Raw genomic sequence first — 20973 nt, forward strand, 5'->3', positions numbered from 1 at the left:
ACCTACCCAATTTTCGTAAAAAGCGGCTTCACATTCGCCCAAATCCTTCGAGCAATGCCCGGATGATTCATCGTATACAAGTGAATGCCATCCACGCCTTCTGCAATTAAATCGTTAATCTGCTGGGAAGCAAAAATACTGCCAGCATCACGCAAGCAATCAGCATTACTCCCCCAACGATCCATCATTGCGGAAACTTGCGAAGTAATTCGAGACGCACACAAGCTCGTCATGCGCTTAACTTGCGAAGCATTCGCTACAGGCATCACTCCAGCCTCAATCGGCACATTAATGCCTGCCGCACGCGCTAAATCACGGAAGCGCAAAAAATCCTCGTTATCGTAAAAAAGTTGCGAAATTAAATGCGTAACACCCGCGTCAACCTTGCGCTTAAGATTCTCAATATCCGCCTGCAAACTTTCCGCCTCCGGATGCTTCTCCGGGTAGCAAGCGCCCAAAATAGGCAAATCCGGACGCTTTGAACGAATGTAGGAAACCAAGTCACTAGCGTGCTCAAAAACGCCTGCCGCCTCCTGGCCAGCAATCACGTCTCCGCGCAAAGCCAAAACGCCGGAAACGCCAGCATTATCAAACATTTCCAAAGCTTCATCAACAGCATCATAATCAAGGTAGCGAGCTGTTAAATGAGCAACTGCGTCAATGCCATATTCGGAGCGAATCGTATGAGCAATACGCGCAGTAGCAGTACGATCCTGCAGCTTTCCAGTGCCGTAAGTAACCGAAATAAAATCCGGGTCAAGACCCTTCAAACCATCCAAAGTATCGTAAATCGTACCAATAGGAGATGTGCGCTTAGGTGGAAAAACTTCCAGCGAAAACTTTGGTTTATACGGCATAGCTCACCCCCTATTTAGATTGTTGCTTACATTGCCGCTTAGATTTCCGCTTTGCTTGTTGCTTTGCTGATTATTAGAAAGCTCCGCACGGACCTCTTTAGCAGCAGCGACAAGATTCTCCAAGCTTGGCCAAGTTTCAGCGTCGCCTCGAGTTTTAAGACCGCAATCCGGGTTAATCCAAAGCTTTTGAGCAGGCATCTTACGCAAAATCTCGTGAATACGCTCCACAAGCTCCGCCTTACCAGGAACGCGCGGAGAATGAATGTCGTAAACGCCAGGACCAGCCTCAGTCTCAAAATGCGCGTCGTGAATAGCGTCAAGCACAACCAAGTCGCCACGAGAAGCCTCAAAAGAAATCACATCCGCATCCATAGCATCAATGTCGCGAATAATGTCATTAAACTCCGAATAGCACATATGCGTGTGAATTTGCGTAGTCGCAGCAACTGCAGAATGAACAAGGCGGAAAGCAGCAATCGCCCAATCCAAATACTTCTTATGCCAATCAGAGCGGCGAAGTGGCAACTTTTCGCGCAAAGCAGCCTCATCAATCTGAATCACACGAATACCCGCACGCTCCAAATCCAACACTTCATCGCGAATAGCAAGAGCCAACTGCTGAGTCTGCTGCTCGTGAGTAATATCCTCGCGAGGCCAAGACCAGTTAAGAATCGTCACAGGTCCTGTAAGCATGCCCTTAACAATATGCTTCGTGCAGCTTTGGGCATAAGCGCTCCAAGCCACAGTAATCGCAGACTCGCGAGAAACATCCGACCACACGATTGGAGGCTTCACGCAGCGAGTACCATAAGACTGCACCCAAGCGTTTTTCGTAAATTTAAAGCCGCGCAAATGCTGGCCAAAATATTCAACCATGTCGTTGCGCTCAAACTCGCCGTGAACAAGCACATCCAAGCCAATTTGCTCCTGATGCTCAATGCACTTGGCAATGCGATTGCGCATAAACTCGTCGTAAGCTTCGCGCGAAATCTCGCCCTTACGAAGAGCAGCTCTAGCGTTACGAATATCCTTAGTTTGCGGGAAAGATCCAATAGTAGTCGTTGGCAAATCCGGTAAGCCAAGAGCTTCCTTTTGCAAACGCTGACGTTCTGCCCTTTCCGGCAATCGCACAAAATCAGAATCTTTAAGATTAGCAAGACGATTAGCAACAGCAGAATCTGCTTTCACGCGCGAACCGTCGAACAAAGCCTGATTTTTAGCCAAAACGTTACTTGACTTGCGGCTTTCGTCACTTTCTGCAGCAAGATTTGCAATATCGCGAATCTCTTGCAACTTTTCAACAGCAAAAGCAAAATATTGCAAAACATCCGCACCCAAAGCATCCTCACCAGCAGTGCTAAAAGGCACGTGAAGAAGCGAGCAAGCAGTAGAAACAGCCACGCGATCCGTAACATTCTCACGCAAAGCGTCAACCAAACCAAGGCTCACAGCATAATCGTTACGCCAAATATTACGGCCATTCACAACGCCAGCAAAAAGCGTAGTTTTTTCGTTCACACCATAACGCTCAATGGCTGCAAGATTTTCTTCCTTGCCTTCCACTAAATCAACGCCAATGCCGTCAAAACCAAGATTATTCACAGTTTCGTAAGCGTCAGCAATATTGCCAAAATACGTGTTAAGAAGAATCTTAACTTCCGCGCTCCTAGCATCAAGCAAAGGCTTATACAAAGCTTCAAAAAGCTCCAAATCGCCTTCCTCTTTATCAAGCGCCAAATAAGGCTCATCAAATTGCAGCCAAGTTGCGTGAAGTTCGCCAAAACGCTTAACAATACTCGCATAAGCAAAAGCCAGAGCTGAAATCACAGACTCAGTTACTTTCAACTCCTGCGCTTCAGGAGTACGAGCCAACTTCAAAAAAGTGTACGGGCCAATCAGCACAGGCTTCGTTTCCAAACCCTGCGCGCGAGCCTCCAAAAACTCGTCAAAAGGCTTAGTTCCAGCCAAATGCAAGCCTTCCGGATTCTCAACTTCCGGAACAATATAGTGGTAGTTCGTAGTAAACCACTTCTTCATTGGCAAAGCCGTCACATCTCCGCGCTCACCCTGATAGCCGCGCGCAATAGCAAAAAGCGTATCCTCAGCATGCTCAAAATTCAATTTACGATAACGCTCAGGCACAGCACCCAGCAAAATAGCAGTATCGAGCATTTGATCATAGTAGCTAAAATCGTTACTTGGAATTAAATCAATCCCAGCTTCAGCTTGCAAACGCCAATGCTTAGCTCGCAAAGACTGAGCAACTTCACGCACTTCATCCAAAGAAGCATCCTGCTTCCAGTAACGTTCAATAATCTTCTTCAACTCACGATTAGCGCCAATACGTGGGAAACCGGAAACAGAAGTAAAAACCGCAGACATACATCCTCCAAAAAATTTCTTTGACTCGCTTTAGCCTAGCAAAGAAATGCTTGAATGCGGTCATTCAAGAACTTGGGGTGTCGTTATAAGCTTAATTTATATGCTTAATTTCGTGTGGTTATGCAAAGGATTTGGGGGTGAGGATTGCGAGGGCCGTGGCACCGCGCAAGCCGCAAGTTGCGAATGGACGATCAGACACAAGCACCACAACAGACGCATTAGCAAGCCCCAAACGCATCGCCCCAAGCACATCCGGATCCGAATCAGGCGAAGAAAGCCACTGCGCAGCCATAGACATCGTCGGCTCATGCCCAACAATCATCGTCGTATGAACATCGCCTCGAATCGCTTGCAACTCGTCCATAACAGATTGCATACCGCCATCGTAAAGACTCTTGCGCGACTCAACCACAGGAGAGTCGCCAAAACGCTTCAACATGCGTTTCAAAGTTTGCTCAGTGCGATTCGCACTAGAACACACAATATAATCCGGCACAAGCTTCAAAGATTCCAAGCCTTTTGCCATAATTTTCGCCTGCTTCAAGCCCTTATCTGTAAGGCCACGACCCCAGTCGTCACCCATTTGAGGCGCCTCAGCCTTCGCATGACGCATCAGCAACAAAACGTACTTACTATGATGTGCTTTCTTCATAAGCTTTTTCATTGGTGATGCCATAATGCTCTCCTACTTAGCTTGATTAAGCGCTGATTGTTGTGCAGACTGCGAATCTTGCGGATCTTGCGACTGCGAATCTTCCGGCAATTGCGCAAGCTGCACGTCTAAATCACGTAAAACTTTACGCAATTTACGATCCGAAATATCACGCAAAGACAAGTCTTCCAACTGTTCAGCGCGCTCTTCTGCTGTCATATCGTCAATATCGCTCACAGTATCTTTAGTACCGTGCTCACGCTTCTTCAAAGCGCTAAAACCTTCTGCCATTGCGCGCGAAACAATCAAAAATCCAGTGTGACCAATCATCGCGTGATCCGGACGAACCGCCAAACCTTGCGCTTTCCAAGTGCGCTCCAATGTTTCTTGAATTTCCGGCTCCGTCCACATGCCACTTTCTCGCAAAGTTTCAGCCATGCGAGACATTTGCGTTGTAGTCGTCACGTACGCAACAAGCACGCCTCCAGGCACAATAACTCGATGAGCTTGCTCGAGGCGATTCCAAGGGTCAAGCATGTCGAGCATAATGCGATCCACGCTGTGCGCATCTAAGGTTTTTGCAACAGAATCAAAATCGCCAGTAAGCAAATTCCACCATTCTGGGCGCTTTCCGTAGTACAAAGTTGCGTTAGACTCGGCAATGCGCGCAAAATCCGGGCGAAGCTCAATCGTAGTAAGCTTTCCACACTCCCCAACTGCGTCCAAAAGGCTTAAGCTCATAGCACCAGAACCAGCACCCGACTCCAAAACGCGCATTCCGGAGCGAATATCTCCTAAAGCGATTACTTGCGCAATATCTTTCGGATACATAATTTGCGCGCCTCTAGGCATAGAAAGCACGTAGTCAACCATGCGCGGTCGCATAACTACATAATCCCATCCGCCAATAGCGCGAGCTGCTTTCCAAGGCTTATTGCCAGATTTTGAAAGGTCTTTAGATTCTTGATTTTCGCTATTTTGCTGAGATTCGCGCTTTGCACTAACAGTAGTAATTACAACGCCTTCGCTTTGACCAATCACATCGTCGTGACAAATAAGACCATGCTCAGTTTGTGTAAATCCGCCTGCAATAAGTTGTGCAGTAATTCGCTTACCTTTACGATCAGTGAACTGAATCTTCTCACCTACTCGTAACACTCCGCTACGCGAACTACCTGAACGCACTAAACACCTCGCAACTTTAAAACGACTTTTATTATTTCTACTATTATAAGCTCACAGTGGTAAGAGGCATTGCAGAATCGATTGCAAAATCAGGAGCAGAAGGACGAACTCCTGCTTCTACCAAATTCACGCCTAGCATTGCAACCATCGCACCGTTATCTGTGCAAAGCTTGAGCTCTGGCAAACGCACTTCAATTCCATGCTCCTCGCCGCAAGCCAGCAAATGCTCACGAAGCTGCGAGTTAGCAGAGAATCCGCCGCCAATCATCAACGTTTTAGAACCGTACTGCTCGCAGCCCATCATAGCTTTTCTGGAAAGCACTTCCGCCACAGAATTAGCCAAAGAAGCACACACGTCGTCAACTGGAATTTCAAGACCCTGAGCCTCACGCGCTTCAACCCAACGAGCAACAGCAGTTTTTACGCCCGAGAAGCTGAAATCGTACGGATGCTCTTTGCCAGAACGACCTTGCGTCAAGCCTTGCGGAACTTTCAAAGTATCCGGATTTCCAAGCCTGCCATGCCTATCAATATGAGGGCCACCCGGGTATGGGAATCCAAGCAAACGCGCAACTTTGTCAAAGCACTCGCCTGCAGCATCGTCCAAAGTTGTGCCAACAACGTCAATACTTCTAGCAATATCGTTCACGTGAAGAAGCGAAGTGTGACCGCCGGAAACAATTAAAGCAAGCACATCTTCCGGCACATCGCCGAATTGCAATTGCGTTACTGCAATATGCCCAATTACGTGATTAATGCCATAAATCGGCTTATTTGCAGCCCAAGCTAGTGCTTTAGCTCCCGAAACTCCCACAGCTAAGCAGCCAGCAAGACCAGGACCTGCGCTTACTGCAATCGCGTCAACATCGCTTAAATCCATGTTTGCGTCTGCCAATGCTTTAGAAACAACCGGCACGAAAGCTTCAGCGTGCGCACGAGAAGCAATTTCTGGAATTACGCCACCGTAGCGCGCATGCTCCTGCATTGAAGATGCCACCACATTCGACACCAGAGTACGTCCGCGCACAATAGCTGCGGCAGTTTCGTCACAAGTTGATTCAATCCCCAATACGATTGCTTCGCTCATTTTATTCCTCTTTATTCCTCGTTATTCCTCAGTTCCGTTATTTTTTGCGGTTAGATCAGCGCACATTGTGTACGCATCCACGCCTTCCGGCTGATAGTAACGTTTCCGCAAACCCATTTTCTTAAAACCAAAACGTTCATACAACGCGAGCGCAGGAACATTGTCAACTCGCACTTCTAGCAACATGCGCTTAGCACCAATTTTTTCTGCGGTTTTGATCATAGTTGATAAAAGTTCCGACGCTAGGCCTTTTCTTTGATATTGTTTTGCAATGCCAATTGTCATTATTTGCGCGTCATCGCCGTCAAACCAGTAGCCGGCATACCCGCATAACGTATGCGTATTTTCGTCGATTTGAGCGTAATACGCGCGCATAGGAGCTTGCAATTCTTGCGAAATCATGCTCTCATTCCATGAGCCTTTGCCAAACAAGTCGGCTTCAATAGGAGCTATTTTTTGCGCTAACTCATTGCAAGTAAAATCGCACTTTGGAACTATATTGCAATTCTCGACTACTGCTGGAAATTTAGAACGCGTTATATCAACAATCATAATTACTCAAATCGTTAAAACGCTTCTATTTTTCTTTTGCCTTATTCGCTTCGCCAGAGCCAAGCACATGCTTAAGCGGATTTGGCACAGACACGTCCGGACGGCGCAAATAAAGCGGTTCAACAGCTTTTACGTGCTCATCTTTATTTGCACATTCCAAAGAGCATTGCTCGAAAATTTGCAAACCTTGCACACCCAAGTCAAGCGCAGAAACTTCTGCAATAACGCCAACATGCGCAATATTTCGCCAATCCTCAACGTACTTTTTAGCACCGTGACCGAGCACATCCACGCAATAATTTTCGTTAGTTTCGCTTGCTAAATACTCATTCACACGAGCAACAACATTTTGCGGATAGTCAATATCCATATTTATCAGTGCATTTCCTTCGTCGTCGTACAAGGACATGTACACTTGACGACGGCGCGCATCATTTAGTGAAAGCACGTAGTGGCGAATATTAGAATCGCAAGAATCCACAGAATCCGGAATATTTAGCAGCAAATCCTCGCAAATAACACCATTTTTGCGAGCTTCTTCGAACGCGCCGGAACGCATCATCAAACTTTGAGGAAGAAGACTATCACACCCCAAAATTTCAGCATTATTTGCAAACGCAATCGCTTTTGCTGCAACTAATCCTGCGCGAAGACCAGTAAAAGGAGCAGGACCTACTCCCACAACCACGCATTTAATATCAGAAGGCTTAAGCCCAGCGTCCTCCACAACTTTTGCAATATTTACTTGTAAACGCTCCACGTGAGTGCGAGAGTCGGTTTCAACAATCGGCTCATGGCCCACAATTCCAACAGTAGAGCCAAATGATGTGTCAATAATCAGCGTATTACTCATGTTCATTCCTCGAAGTCACGTACCAGACTAGCTTACTCGCTTAGCACAACTTGATTTATTTGTTGCGATATTTACTCGCGTATTTCTAATTACAATTTTGCAAGTCGATTAAGCCAATCCTTGCCAACAGCTTTCAAAGTTACGATTCGCTCGCCATCGCTAGTAAAATCGTCTACTTGCGAAGAGTCAATAGGTCTTGCAATATGAACTTCTAAGCGCTCAGCAGCAAGCACTCCTGCCATTTGCTCACCCCACTCCATAAGCACAACAGTGCCGTCTCCTGGCTCTTCCAAAGCTTCGTCAAGCCCCAAAGATTCAAGCTCGTCAAGCAAACGCGAAACAGTATCTTGCCCCGGAGCAAAATTCTCACCACCCAAACGGTAAGCGTCAACGTGAATTAGCGTCGCCGGCTTACCATCCGCAAAAGTGCCATGCAATTCGCGCGCAATCGTAAAAGTTGGAGACACAACCGGCTCACTAATTGAAAGACCTGCGCCAAAACCTTGAGCGAACGTTGTTTTACCAGCCCCAAGAGGACCAGAAAGCAGCAAAACGTCGCCTTCTTTAACTAGTTTTGCCACAGCTTTACCAAGCTCGCGCATATCAGTATCCGTAGGCACAGTACACACTTTTTGCTGTTCTGACACCGTTTCTTCTTTCATACTTAACACAATCTTTCTAATTTGCAGTTCTTAATTTACGTTTCTTATTTACGATTCTTATTTACGATTCTTAATTTACGCTTTCTAATTTCCTCGAGACGCAATGAGCATAATACATTTTTCAAGCGCATAATTCGCATCACTAGATCCGCCTTTGCACTGCTCATCCGCCCAAGCTAAAGATTGCAAACATTTAGAAACACCTGCACTATTCCATCCAGCAAGCTGACGCATTGCCATTTTAAGAGCCCACGGGTTTACTTTCGCTTCAGCACTAGAAATCGTGCCGTTGCGAATTGCCATTGCGAGCGCAATTACGCGTACTTTTGCAGCCAAAGCACCTATTAAGGCTATGGCGTCAACTCCTTGAGCAATTGCAGTTCTTGCTGCAAGCACAGCAGAACCTGCATGACCTGCAACAGCTTTATCCGCAACAAAAAAGCCGGTAACTTGCGGATCTGCAATCAAGTATCGATCGACAATATCAAGCGTTATTGGATTATCGTCATAGTCGAAGCATAATTGCGAGCATAATGCTGCAAGCTCCCCTGTTTTACTTCCCAAAACTGACACAAGACGTTGTGCTGCTTGAGGCTCAACGCTTCGATTGTGACGCTCAAATATGCTCATAACGAAGTTGAGCTTGGCATCGTCTTTTTTAAGATCCGGCACTGTAATTGTGTTTGCGCCAGCTTTCGTAAGGCGCGTAATAATAGACTTTCCTTTAAGCCCACCTTCGTGACGCGCAATAACCCAAGTTGCAGAAGAGTCTACAAAATTATTTTCGCTATTTTCACTATTTTGCGTTTGTTTGCAGAAATTTTCGATTGCGTCCACTAAAGACTCGTCTGCTTGTTGCAAATTATTTATTATTACAATCGTTCCGTCACCGAAAAGCGAAGGACCTACAGCTTCGTCAAATGCGTACTGATCCGCAGTTGACGCATCAAGTTCAATAATTTCAGCATCCGGAGCACTTTTTTGAACTTTTTCACGCACATTTCGAGCATTTAGCTCGTTTAAGTAAGCGTCACCTCCAACTACCAGCGTAACTGGCATAACGCGTTGCGCGCGCTTATTATTTGCTGCCATAATGCTCCTTAAACCAACCAACTCTTAACCATCATAATATTGCATTCGAATATGCGTGCGTGTTTGCTACTCTTCGAAAATTTTCTCTGCTTCTCGTAATGTTCGCTTTGCCGAAGCAGACCACAGTTGACCAATTATGCTAGCTCTTTGAACATAATACTTATTGCGAAAAGCTCGCAAAGCTAGCATAAACAAAGCCAATATCACAAATTCTGCACACAACATTGCCCACGCTCCTGCAGCACCTTTTATCCATGGAAACACGCCAAAAGATACTTCATCGCACCAACACGCGCACTTTTGCATAAAGCTTGTTCCAATTGATGAAGCTCTTGCGAAAATAAGCGATAATCCATCGTTAAAGCTCGCACAAACTAGTGAAATTAAGCCGCACACTGTTGCCCAATCCATAAGAGGAGCGACTATTAGATTAGCTGGCACAGACATAAAAGACACTTCCGGTTGCATAAGAATTTGCACTGGCATAGTCCAAAATTGTGCAGAAAGCGTTATAGCTAGCGCAGAAGCAACACAAGATGGCATATATTTTGCAAGCGTTTTAGAAATCGGCACTCCCATAACAACAATTCCCAAAGTTGCTGCAGAAGAAAGAGCAAAAGCATAATCCCAAGCATACGAAGGGTTTACTAGTAACACTCCAATAACAGTCCAACTTAAAGCACTAACTGACTGGTATGGACGTTTGCAACACCACGCAACAGCGGATATTATTCCCATAATTAACGCTCGAAGCACAGATGCAGAAGGGTAAACTATCGCAGCCAAAGCAATTTGCAACGTAATTTGTATTAAAGATGTAGCCCAACGAGCCAACAGTAATCGTGCGCAAAACTTGCGAATAATCATACTAAGTAGCAAAAAGTGTCCGCCTGAAACTGCCATAACGTGCATGATTCCAGCATGTTGAAAATGTTGACGTGTCATATTCGCATAAGTTTCGTCGACAGGCTCAAGTGAACTTGCATCCTCTACTGGCACATATTCTTGCCCAAGCATGCCAACAGTTACTCCAGGAACCAACATTCTGCCTTGCATATCGAGCTTATTTGTTACGTCATAAAACGATTTCCACAAATTACTAACGGCTTTGTGCCAAAAGTCTGAGTCTTGTACAACATGCAAATTTCGTTGAGTTTTTTCTACATGCAATTCAGGCTTACTACTATCAAATCTCGAAGCTTTCACGCTAACAGGAACGCTTAGGCTAGAACCATAGCTAAGTTGCTTGCATATTGGCGAATACGCATACAGTCGCGCTTGAACGTAACTTTTTTGCGCATCAAACTTATGCACTTGAACATTAGCTTGGCAATCTCCTTTAAAACTTCTAGACGAGCGCACAGGAGTAACTACTGTAAATTCTGCAAAATGTGCACACCCGGCATTATTTCCTCGAGAATACAGTGCTTTAGTAGGATTATTGCCGCGTATTTCTCGCATAATAACGTCACCAGATATCACATATTGAGTTATGTACGAAAGCATGAACGCAGCTACAAAAGCGTTTATTATCACTAAAACTGTTCTACGCCATATAAAAAACTTAAATTTTTTGCAAAATATAAAAATCGAAACTATAGTTGCATTGAATAAAACTATTGAAATGCAATAAATTATAGTAAAATCGCATAAGAATTTTCCAATTAAGCACCCAGCCCAGCACGCTGCAGCAACAGGAATCATACGAAAGTCACGACTTCCAGAAACGTTTTCTACTTTTTCTACGTTTTCTCGCATAATTCACCTATTTGACGTCAACATTCCCACGGAATTTATTCAAGGTTTTAGGCCCAATTCCTTTAATTTGCATCAAATCTTCTAAACTGCGAAAATAACCAACTCTTTTACGCTGAGCGATAATGCGCGCAGCAGTTTTGGGACCGATTCCTTTTAAGGTTTCTAGTTGATCAAGCGTTGCCGTGTTTATATTGATTCTGCCAGTGCTACTTTGATTAGAAGCAGTATTTTTGTCGCTTCTGTCACTTTTATTACTTCTGTCACTTTTATTACTTCTGTCGCTTTTGTTGCTCACGTCACTTTTGTTGCTCACGTCGCTTTTGTCGTTACTATCACCTTTACTTCCTCTGTTGCCTTTACTTCCGTCACCTCCGCTGTTTTCGTCGAGTTCATTACTTACACTTTTTTCTTCATCATCATTTTTATTGTTACCTTTTAAATCGCTAAAAGAATGCTTTTCGCGACTAGTATCGTCGTTTTCTATTGCAAACGCGCCTGCTTTTTCGTTCTGAACTCGTTGATATGTTAAGGATTGAGAAATAAGCATTGTCAAGCTTGCACAAAGAGCCGCAACTAGTATCAGCATTAAAGCAAGCGTATGTACAGGCTTCATGTGAAATCTAGGATGAGTTTTTCTACTTATAATTTCTTCATCAAAAGAATTACAAGCTTTTTCGCAATAGTCGTCACTAAAATTTTTATCAAAATTGCTGTTAGAAAATTCTTCTAAAGACGTTGCAATTCGTCTCCTAGGCAAATCAGACGCAGGCTTATTAAGCCTAAAATTATGCTCATGATTCTGCCCAAAATTCTGCTCAAAGTCTTCCATAAATCCCCCAACTCTTAAAGTTCTTAACTTAACTATTGGGCAACTTATAACACTTCGCAACAAAAATATGCGCCTGTGGTTAAAAGCAAAAAATGCTGTAAAGCACGAAAAATCGCGCAATACAGCATTAATTAAGCAGACTTTAGCTTCGACTCAGCTCTCGTCAGGCACAATAGACACAATCTTAGGAGCCTTCACAATCACCTTGCGCGGAGCCTTACCGCCCAAGCGATCAGCTACAGCTTCTAGCGCGAGCTTTTCAAGCTCAGAAGCGTCAATATTTGGGTCAACTTCAAGCTTTGCTCGAACCTTGCCCTTTATTTGCACAACTGCAGTAACAGTATCCTCACCAACGTAGCGAGAATCCGCAACAGGCCAATCTGCGTGAGCAATCGACTTTGCGTGTCCAAGCTTGCTCCACATTTCTTCGCAAATATGCGGCGCAATTGGAGCCAGCATAAGAACCAGCGGCTCGACAGCTGCTCGCGGCACGTGAGGAAGCGAAGTCAAGTGGTTGTTAAGCACAATCAGCTTAGCAATTGCAGTATTTGGACGCATTGCTTCCATTTCCACAGTCACTTCTGCAATTGTGTTGTTAAGAACCTTCAACGTCTTCTCGTCGAGTGCGTCGTCGGTTACCACGCAAGCTCCGGTTTCTTCGTTCACAACGTTACGCCACAAGCGCTGCAAGAATCGCATGCCACCAACAACGTTACGCGTATTCCACGGGCGAGATTCAGAAAGCGGACCCATGCTCATTTCGTACAAGCGGAACGTATCTGCACCGTAGTTCTCGTACATGTAGTCTGGAGTCACAATATTCTTTAAGCTCTTGCCCATTTTGCCGAACTCGCGGTTCACGCTCTCGCCATGCCATGTAAAGGTTGGCTCACCAGCGCTGTTTGAAGCACCTTCTTCAACCTCGTCAGCAGGAACGTACTGTCCGCGCTCATCCGTATAAGCGTAAGCCTGAATCATACCCTGGTTAAACAAGCGGTGGAATGGTTCAGCAGAATCCACGTAACCCAAGTCGTAAAGCGCCTTATGCCAGAAGCGCGAGTAAAGCAAGTGCAAAACTGCGTGCTCTACACCACCAACATAAAGGTCAACGCCGCCAGAAACATGCTCTTTGCCTGGACGGTTTGTGCCCATCCAGTAGTCGTATTCATCGCTGTCAACCATATGCTCAGCATCGTTTGGATCCAAGTAGCGCATGTAATACCAGCAAGAACCAGCCCAGTTCGGCATAGTGTTGGTGTCACGATAGTAGGTTTTTACGCCATCGCCAAGGTCGAGCTGAACTTTTACCCAATCTTCGTTTCGGCTCAAAGGTGCTTCAGGCTCCGAATTTGCATCGTCTGGAGCGTAAGTTTTTGGCTGATAGTCAGGAACGTCCGGCAATGCAATTGGAAGCTCGCTATCTGGCACTAAGTGAGCAACACCATCTTCGTCATAAACGATTGGGAATGGCTCACCCCAGTAGCGCTGGCGAGAGAACAGCCAGTCGCGAAGTCGGTAAGAAACCCTACCTTTTCCTACGCCTGCAGCTTCAAGCCAAGTAGTCACCTTTTTAATAGCTTCGTCTACGCGCAAACCGTTAATAGACAAAGCGTCACCAAGCTTGTGCGTATGTTCTACTGCTGAATTAATAACAATTCCGTCGTGAGAAACAAACGGAGCTTTACCTTCGTAATCTGCCAACTTTTCTTCGGAATCAGGCAAAGGCTCAACAGTGTAAATTACTGGCAAACCGAATGCTTTTGCGAAATCATAATCGCGCTGGTCGCCGCCAGGAACCGCCATAATTGCGCCTGTACCGTAACCCATAAGCACGTAGTCAGCAGCAAACAGCGGAAGTTTTGCTCCAGTTACAGGATTAATTGCGTAAAGACCAGTAAACAAGCCGGTTTTTGCTCCTGCATCTTCCGTGCGATCTTTAGCAGTCTTCGCGCGAGCTTGAGCTTGATACTCTGCCAAGCCTTCTTTAAGACTTGCGTAACCGCCCTTCCAGCTTTCTGGAACGTCCGCACCCCAAGCTTCTGGAACATGCTCAAGAATTGGGTGATCTACGGAAACAACCGCAAACGTTGTACCAAAAAGCGTGTCTGGACGAGTAGTGTACACTTCCAAATCGCGCGCTTCGCCGTCTGCACATGGCACCTCAAAGTGCACAGATGCACCGTGAGATTCGCCGATCCAGTTTCGCTGCATAAGCTTAACTTTTTCTGGCCAATCAATAGTGTTCAAATCTTCCACCAAGCGGTGTCCATAAGCGGTAATTCGCATGGACCACTGGCGAAGGTTGCGCTGGAATACTGGGAAGTTTCCGCGTTCAGACTTACCTTCTGCAGTAACTTCCTCGTTTGCAAGCACAGTTCCCAAGCCTGGGCACCAATTTACAGGAGATTTAGAAATATAAGCAATGCGGAAATTGTTTAATACATCCGCTTGCTCTACTTTATTAAGCTCTTCCCACTTTTTGCCTACAAAACCAGGAATTTCGCGCTTGCCGCTCTTAAACTCATCAACGAGTTCAGCAATCGAACGAGCAGAACCCTTTCCGCCGTCTTTGCGCACAAAATTAGTGTCATACCAAGCGTCATAAAGCTTCGAGAAAATCCATTGCGTCCAACGCACATAATTTGTGTCAATCGTTGCAAAAGACCTACGATCGTCAAAACTCAAGCCCATACGATGCAACTGCCTGCGCATATTAGCAATATTTGCCTCAGTGGTGATGCGCGGATGCTGACCAGTTTGAACAGCATACTGTTCTGCTGGCAAACCAAAAGCGTCGTAACCCATTGCATGAAGAACATTCTCACCCTTCATGCGATGGTAACGGCTTACAACATCCGTTGCCAAATATCCAAGAGGATGTCCAACGTGTAAGCCTTTGCCGGAAGGATACGGGAACATGTCCATTGCAAAGAAAGAAGGACGACCGTCCGCAAGCTTGCCTTCGCCATCCTTCAAATCGCCTTTAACATTAGCAGCCCAGAACGTGCCTTGTTCATCCCAGGTTTTTTGCCAGCGCTGCTCAATATCTTGTGCGAGCTGCGCGTTGTAACGAAAAGCTGGCTCAGCAATAGTAGCTTTGTTGTCAGCTGTTGCATACTGTTGATCGTTGTCGTTCATACCCTAGGACTATAGCGTCTAATATCGTCATTACGCAACACTTTTTACAAGTTTTGTTGATATTTTATTAAGAAAATATGTGGTTTTAACGTAAGTTTTCCTAATATGCGCACAAGATTAAGATTTTATGATTATTTCGCAAAATAAATCATTACAATAGTAAATAAACTTTTTGAGCAAATAAAGATTAGAAAATTAGGTAAAATTCAATAAAACTATAAATATTAAAGAGGTTGTGAATTGAAAGTACAAAAAAATACGTTACTTCTTATTGCTTGCTTAGTTTGGGGAGCTGCTGGTTCTAATATTCTTAAGATTGGCTTATTGGCATACCCAAATTATTTGCAGCCACTAAATTACGCTTTATCGTTATTAGTTTTTGCAATATTCCAATTCCTTATTTTTGGAAAACTCGTTAAAAAACATACTCAAAGAATTAACGGCTATGTGGAAGAAAAGCAGTTTTTCCTTAAATTCTTTGACGTTAAATCTTTTATAATCATGGCTTTTATGATGACTTTTGGAATTGTTCTTCGTACAACAAATATCGCTCCAGAACGCTTTATTGCCGTGTTTTATACGGGATTAGGCTCCGCATTAGCCTTAGCAGGATTACTTTTTGGATATCAATTTGTTAAAACTGTATGTCCGCATTACAAAAACACTCATACTATGCAATAGTGCTTACAAACACTTGTAACACCAGCAACATTACTAAGGAATATTTGACTATCACTCTACGTAAGGAAGTTACTATGAATCATGTTATGAAACGTTATATTAATACGTCTTTGTTGTATGCTGTCCTCGCCATGATTGGCGGCGTCTTTTATCGCGAATTTACAAAATTTAATGCTTTCCATGCAAAAAGTATGCTTGCTGTAGTTCACACACACTACTTTATGCTTGGCATGGTTGTTTTTCTGTTACTCATACTAGTTGAGAAAAACTTCAGTTTTAGTAACGAAAAAACTACGAGAATCTTAATAACTTATCATATTGGACTCAACCTAACAGCAGTAATGATGATTACTCGTGGCATTGCACAAGTACTACGTCTACATCTCAGTCCATCTATAGATTTTGCCATAACTGGTTTAGCAGGAATCGGACACATCCTACTTGGCGTAAGTATTGTACTCATCTTATTGCAAATTAAACGCAGCATCGCTCATTGTGCTAATACTTCAGTAAAATAGTGAGTTTGGGAATAATTTAATTTATTAATAAATATTTTATTAAGTATGTAGCGCATGTTTCGTATGCACTACTACGCTAAGAAGGCTTCTATGAACAACGCTATATATAAGAAAAGTAGATTATACGCGCCTGAACGTTTCTTTGAATGCGAAGGTAAAGGCTTAAAATGGCTTTCTGAAGCTCACAAATACGGCGGCCCTAGAGTGGCTGAAGTATTTGATTGGGGAAACGGTTACCTTAATATTGAGCGCATTGACACTCACTCAGCAACACCACTTGCTGCATTTGAGTTTGGTGCAGCGCTCGCTCATATGCACGATTACGGTGCAAAATATTTTGGTGAAGCACCAGCAGATTACGATGGCACATGCTATTTTGGACCTTTAAGTGATCCAGTTGAAATGCCAACTGGCACTTGGAGTAATGTTATTGACTACCTTGCGGACGGACGATTGCGCCCTATGGTTGAGCTTGGGATTGCTCGCGGAGAGCTTACTAAAAGCGACTTAGATCTTACAAACGAAGTTATTGATGCGCTGCCTGATTTATTAGGAAAAGCTGCAGAAGATAAGCCTGCTCGAGTTCACGGAGACTTGTGGAGCGGAAACGTGTTATGGACTAAAAGTTCAGACGGCGAACACACTGAAGCTGTTCTAATCGACCCTGCAGCACATGGTGGGCACCGCGAAGAAGATTTAGCGATGCTTCATTTATTTGGAATCAGCTATTTTAAGCAGATTTTAGACGGCTATCAGTCTGTTCATCCACTTAAAGCAGGTTTTGAGCAGCGCATGATTATTTGGCAGCTCTACCCTATTGCAGGACATTGCGTGTTCTTTGGTGGAGGCTACGTGAGCGAATACCGTAATATGTGCGAAAGTCTTATAAAAAGTTCTATAAGATAATTTTGCTCACTAAAATAGCAATGTAAGTATTTAGCACACGGCTATATACAATGTTAGAAGATAGTTACAAGTAGAACACATATAGACAGCAACAGATAGACCACGAAACGAGAGGTCACTACTATGATTCGTTTGTGCAACAGAACTATGCATCGTTCTTTAGTTATGCTGACAGCATTAGTTACGATGCTTTTTGTTGTTAGCTCGTGCGCAAGTTCAACAAAAACTTCTTTAAAATCTGAAAATAAAGAACAAGCGAACCACGGTAACGTTATTGTTTTTACTCCATCAGATGGATTGGCAATAACACGTAATAAGCCTCTAAGCACGTGGGATATACTGGTCCCAGAATTAATAAAATCGTTAAAAGATAAGGGATTTGACGATAATTCTATTACTACTAAAACTTCTTCTAGCCTTTCAGAACAAAGCCGCGATGTGCAAGATTATGTAGTAAATTTGCTAAGCTCATTGAACAATGCAAAACAGAATAATTCAGAAAAGCACAATTCTGTTTCCGAAAATTCAAAAGTCAAAAAACAATTAAGCAAAACGACAATTGTTATAGCTCCATGGACTAACAAAAACGGCAATAATAACTATGGAGATTATGCAACATTACCTGCGTCTAATTCTGAAAATACGCAAAAATCAAATACTCAGGACTTAAATTTACAAAATGCCGATAACTCTCAATCATCCAAAGATGAGCTTAATGCAGAAAAACGATTGGCATCATCACTTAGCCTAGCAAAAAAGGCAGGAATACACGTTGTTATGCTCTCACGACGTGTTAGCGGTTTCAAACCTGATGTGATGTTCCATTTATCTGACGCAAGAACCATTGGCGAAATTCAAGCAACAACTCTGGTACAAAAAATCGCTCTAGATCGTGCAACTAAAGAAAATCCACGCTACATTGAAGTTCTTTTGCCATGTCACAATCAAAAAAATATTAATGCAAACAATAATAATCAACAAAATAACAGCGACGAAGCAAGCGAGGATGATGATTCTAACAACAATACGCATGCAAATAGCGAAACAGCATTCCATGATGATTTTGCTGAAGAAGCATTCGCTGGCATTTGGAAAGTTTTGAGACCATATTTTGCTTCGGGGACATTAATAAGCACTTCTGGAAGATTGAATGTGAATAGTAGCGAAAAAGACTGGACCAATGTTGCTTTCGACGCAGATGTAGCTGACTCTGTGAAAAATGAGTTAACAAAACGAATTACGAGAAGCACAAGTCTTTTTTCACACTCAAGGCATCGCGTTGATGGAATTATTGCACTCGATGATCAAATTGCTTTACAAGCCGTACAAGCACTAAACGATCTCGGTTATGAAGGAAGCGCAGCAGATATAAACCCATCTTTCAATTTGCCGGACGTTATCGGAAACTTCATAGGGAAACGAGATCTTAATAAAAGACCAGTTCCTGCTCCAAAAGATTCTGCGAAGAAAACCGAAAAAGAGTTACAACAACAGCAGAAAAAAGATGAGGAAGAAGAATCAGAAGCAAAGAAATGGCCAGTAATAACTGGTTATGGCGCGTACAAAAATATTATGCCAAACATTGTGAGCGGAAAGCAATGGATGACAACTATAGAAAATCATAAGCAGATTGTTCAAGATCTTACTGCTACTTGTTATTCTTTGAACAGAAACGGTAAACTTGACAAAAAAATCGCTACAGTGCAAACAAAAATTGAACACGGGGAAACTGTCCCTACTGTTAACGAGCGACTAGTGGCAGTAAGCGCAACAAATCTAAAGTCACGTTTAATTGACCCAGGCTACGTATCATTAGCAGACGCAGGCTTGTAAATACAATTTTTAGATGCAAGTTGTGAAATATAATTTGTGGAACGCAATCTGTAGCTTCAGGCTAACTTCAAGTTATATTCCACGAATTTACACGCAGCTAACGTTTGCGTGGAGCATAAATAACATGTTCGATAAGGTCGTTATAACGCTCTACAACAACTTGACGACGCGCCTTTAAACTTGGCGTAATCAAACCGTTTGCTTGAGTAAACTCATCTGGAACTATTTCGAACTTGCGAATAGACTCAGCTCTAGAAACTAGCTCATTTGCTTTGCTAACAGCACGCTCAACTTCTGCTCGCACAATACCGTTACGTGAAGCCTCTTTTAAAGAACGTACAGGGCATGCGCCACGCGAAGAAAGCCAAGTATTTACTTCTGATAAATCGAGCGCAATAATTGCTGAAACAAACGGCTTCCTGTCTCCAATAACAACAGCTTGAGAAATAATAGGTGAAGACATTAATGAAGCTTCTAACGCATTTGGAGATAAGTTCTTACCGCCAGCAGTAATAATAAGATCTTTCTTTCTGCCTGTAATACGCACAAAACCGTCATCGTCTAAAGACCCAAAATCTCCCGTATGCAACCAGCCATTTACAATCTGCTGTTTGGTAAGCTCAGGATTATTATGGTAGCCTTTGCATACTGCAGGACTCTTAATGCACAATTCACCATCGTCAGCAATAGCAACAGATACACCCTTTACAGGCAAACCAACGGTACCAATGCGATAACCTGTCGTAGGATTCACCATAGAAGGAGCACAAGTTTCTGTCATTCCATAGCCTTCTAGAAGAGGCAAACCAATGCCATTAAAGAAATGCGCAATCGACAAATCTAAAGGAGCGCCGCCCGAAATAGCGTATGAAACAGAGCCTCCAAATACGTGTAGTAGTGGAGCATACACTAATTTTTTACATATTGAATGGCTAAGAGCAAGCATTGGAGGAACCATTGAACTAGACTGCTGAGCGCGAGACCATTCGCGAGCAACCTTAGACGCATAAGCAAAAATAAAACCTTTTACTCCCCTGCCTGCTTTTTGAGAAGCAGCATTGTAAATCTTCTCAAAAATGCGTGGAACACCAAGAATAAATGTTGGTTTAAAAGTTTGAAAATCAGACAATACAGTTTTCAAATTACTCGTCAAACCAAGAGTTATATTTCCAGCAAAGCAGAACAATTGCATAAACCTAGCAAAAACGTGCGCAAGAGGCAAGAACAGCAAAAGACGCGGGCTGTCTTTTAACGCAATATCTGGCATAGAAATAACACCTGATTTAGCAATAAAAACAAAATTGCTATGAGTAAGCTCAATTCCTTTTGGCTCACCAGTTGAACCTGAAGTGTATACAATTGTTGCTATGTCACTTCCATTAACAGCGTGCACTCGCTCATAAAATTCAGCATCAGTTACTGCTTTACCGTATTCAATGCACGCGTCGATAGCACCACGATTCATTACATATACGTCGTGAAGAGTAGGACATTCTTCCTGAACAGCCTCTACTTTTGGCAACATTTCAGGAGACTCCACAAATATTGAACATACTTGAGAATCTTGAACAATATGTTGTATTTGCAGCGAAGAGCTTGTTTCATAAATTGGCACTGTCAATGCGCCTATAGACATAATAGCCATATCAAGAACTGTCCATTGCCATGAAGTGTGAGCAATAATTGACACAGCGTCACCAGGCATTACTCCTCTAGCAATAAAGCCTTTAGCAACAGCTATTACCTTATCTCTAAATTCTTCAGCAGTATATGACTTCCAAACGCCGTCAGCTCCAACGTATTCAACCAAAGAACCATTAGGATTGCGCTCTGCTCGCTCTTCTAGCAGTGAGAAAACATTAACATCTGTATCAATAGACTCATCAAGTGGACGAGAATATTCTTGCATATTAGCTCCTCTATCTGCTGAATTGACGTACATCTTTACTATACGCGATTTGCAAGCCTTCGCATATGCGAATATCTAC

At 43.6% G+C, this 20973-nt stretch carries 17 protein-coding genes; 4 read left to right on the top strand and 13 right to left on the bottom strand.

What is annotated here, in order from left to right; translation table 11 throughout:
• Window positions 1-2: 2 nt before the first annotated feature.
• The 12 genes from metF to leuS all read right to left on the bottom strand — a co-directional run bounded on the left by metF (window position 3) and on the right by leuS (window position 15047).
• Window positions 3-857 carry a methylenetetrahydrofolate reductase [NAD(P)H] gene (metF, locus tag HXT47_RS04775; RefSeq protein WP_421785234.1) on the bottom strand — a complete coding sequence of 285 codons (855 nt, stop codon included), beginning with the start codon at window positions 855-857 and terminating at the stop codon, window positions 3-5.
• 3 nt (window positions 858-860) lie between these two features.
• Entirely contained in the window at window positions 861-3239 is a 2379-nt protein-coding gene (gene metE / locus HXT47_RS04780) for a 5-methyltetrahydropteroyltriglutamate--homocysteine S-methyltransferase (protein WP_174163813.1), read from the bottom strand.
• Window positions 3240-3357: 118 nt separating this feature from the next.
• Window positions 3358-3915 (bottom strand): SixA phosphatase family protein, encoded by a 558-nt coding sequence (locus HXT47_RS04785; protein ID WP_004119025.1) that lies wholly within the window; start codon window positions 3913-3915, stop codon window positions 3358-3360.
• Between the two features lie 9 nt (window positions 3916-3924).
• On the bottom strand, window positions 3925-5076 hold the full coding sequence (locus HXT47_RS04790; RefSeq protein ID WP_421788926.1) for a tRNA (adenine-N1)-methyltransferase: 1152 nt from the start codon (window positions 5074-5076) through the stop codon (window positions 3925-3927).
• A 43-nt stretch (window positions 5077-5119) separates the two neighbouring features.
• Window positions 5120-6163 carry a tRNA (adenosine(37)-N6)-threonylcarbamoyltransferase complex transferase subunit TsaD gene (gene tsaD / locus HXT47_RS04795; RefSeq protein WP_064340195.1) on the bottom strand — a complete coding sequence of 348 codons (1044 nt, stop codon included), beginning with the start codon at window positions 6161-6163 and terminating at the stop codon, window positions 5120-5122.
• A 21-nt stretch (window positions 6164-6184) separates the two neighbouring features.
• The gene (rimI, locus tag HXT47_RS04800; RefSeq protein ID WP_112928703.1) at window positions 6185-6715 is read right to left on the bottom strand and encodes a ribosomal protein S18-alanine N-acetyltransferase; all 531 of its coding nucleotides are present in this window, start codon (window positions 6713-6715) and stop codon (window positions 6185-6187) included.
• 25 nt (window positions 6716-6740) lie between these two features.
• Window positions 6741-7568 carry a tRNA (adenosine(37)-N6)-threonylcarbamoyltransferase complex dimerization subunit type 1 TsaB gene (tsaB, locus tag HXT47_RS04805; RefSeq protein WP_421788929.1) on the bottom strand — a complete coding sequence of 276 codons (828 nt, stop codon included), beginning with the start codon at window positions 7566-7568 and terminating at the stop codon, window positions 6741-6743.
• Window positions 7569-7657: 89 nt separating this feature from the next.
• The gene (gene tsaE / locus HXT47_RS04810) at window positions 7658-8230 is read right to left on the bottom strand and encodes a tRNA (adenosine(37)-N6)-threonylcarbamoyltransferase complex ATPase subunit type 1 TsaE (protein WP_410299676.1); all 573 of its coding nucleotides are present in this window, start codon (window positions 8228-8230) and stop codon (window positions 7658-7660) included.
• 84 nt (window positions 8231-8314) lie between these two features.
• Entirely contained in the window at window positions 8315-9322 is a 1008-nt protein-coding gene (holA, locus tag HXT47_RS04815) for a DNA polymerase III subunit delta (RefSeq protein ID WP_004106442.1), read from the bottom strand.
• A 66-nt stretch (window positions 9323-9388) separates the two neighbouring features.
• Entirely contained in the window at window positions 9389-11080 is a 1692-nt protein-coding gene (locus HXT47_RS04820) for a ComEC/Rec2 family competence protein (protein WP_004119009.1), read from the bottom strand.
• A gap of 7 nt (window positions 11081-11087) precedes the next feature.
• Complete coding sequence (locus HXT47_RS04825; protein ID WP_421788932.1) at window positions 11088-11909, bottom strand: ComEA family DNA-binding protein; 822 nt, start codon at window positions 11907-11909, stop codon at window positions 11088-11090.
• 153 nt (window positions 11910-12062) lie between these two features.
• Window positions 12063-15047 (bottom strand): leucine--tRNA ligase, encoded by a 2985-nt coding sequence (gene leuS, locus HXT47_RS04830; protein WP_421788934.1) that lies wholly within the window; start codon window positions 15045-15047, stop codon window positions 12063-12065.
• A 240-nt stretch (window positions 15048-15287) separates the two neighbouring features.
• On the opposite strand from leuS, the gene HXT47_RS04835 reads away from it, so the two are divergent.
• The 4 genes from HXT47_RS04835 (at window position 15288) to HXT47_RS04850 (ending at window position 18985) form a co-directional block, all read left to right on the top strand.
• Window positions 15288-15728, top strand: a complete 441-nt coding sequence (locus HXT47_RS04835; protein WP_004106452.1) for a hypothetical protein — start codon at window positions 15288-15290, stop codon at window positions 15726-15728.
• Window positions 15729-15802: 74 nt separating this feature from the next.
• A complete protein-coding gene (locus HXT47_RS04840; protein ID WP_004106454.1) occupies window positions 15803-16246 on the top strand; it encodes a DUF2871 domain-containing protein in 444 nt (147 codons plus the stop codon).
• 90 nt (window positions 16247-16336) lie between these two features.
• A complete protein-coding gene (locus HXT47_RS04845; protein WP_421788937.1) occupies window positions 16337-17152 on the top strand; it encodes a fructosamine kinase family protein in 816 nt (271 codons plus the stop codon).
• Window positions 17153-17275: 123 nt separating this feature from the next.
• Window positions 17276-18985, top strand: a complete 1710-nt coding sequence (locus HXT47_RS04850) for a hypothetical protein (RefSeq protein ID WP_004106457.1) — start codon at window positions 17276-17278, stop codon at window positions 18983-18985.
• Between the two features lie 97 nt (window positions 18986-19082).
• Here HXT47_RS04850 and HXT47_RS04855 read toward each other — a convergent pair whose 3' ends face one another.
• Window positions 19083-20894 (bottom strand): AMP-dependent synthetase/ligase, encoded by a 1812-nt coding sequence (locus HXT47_RS04855; RefSeq protein ID WP_032842478.1) that lies wholly within the window; start codon window positions 20892-20894, stop codon window positions 19083-19085.
• Window positions 20895-20973: the final 79 nt, after the last annotated feature.

Source organism: Gardnerella sp. DNF01205, assembly GCF_049244135.1.
Taxonomy (GTDB): domain Bacteria; phylum Actinomycetota; class Actinomycetes; order Actinomycetales; family Bifidobacteriaceae; genus Bifidobacterium; species Bifidobacterium leopoldii.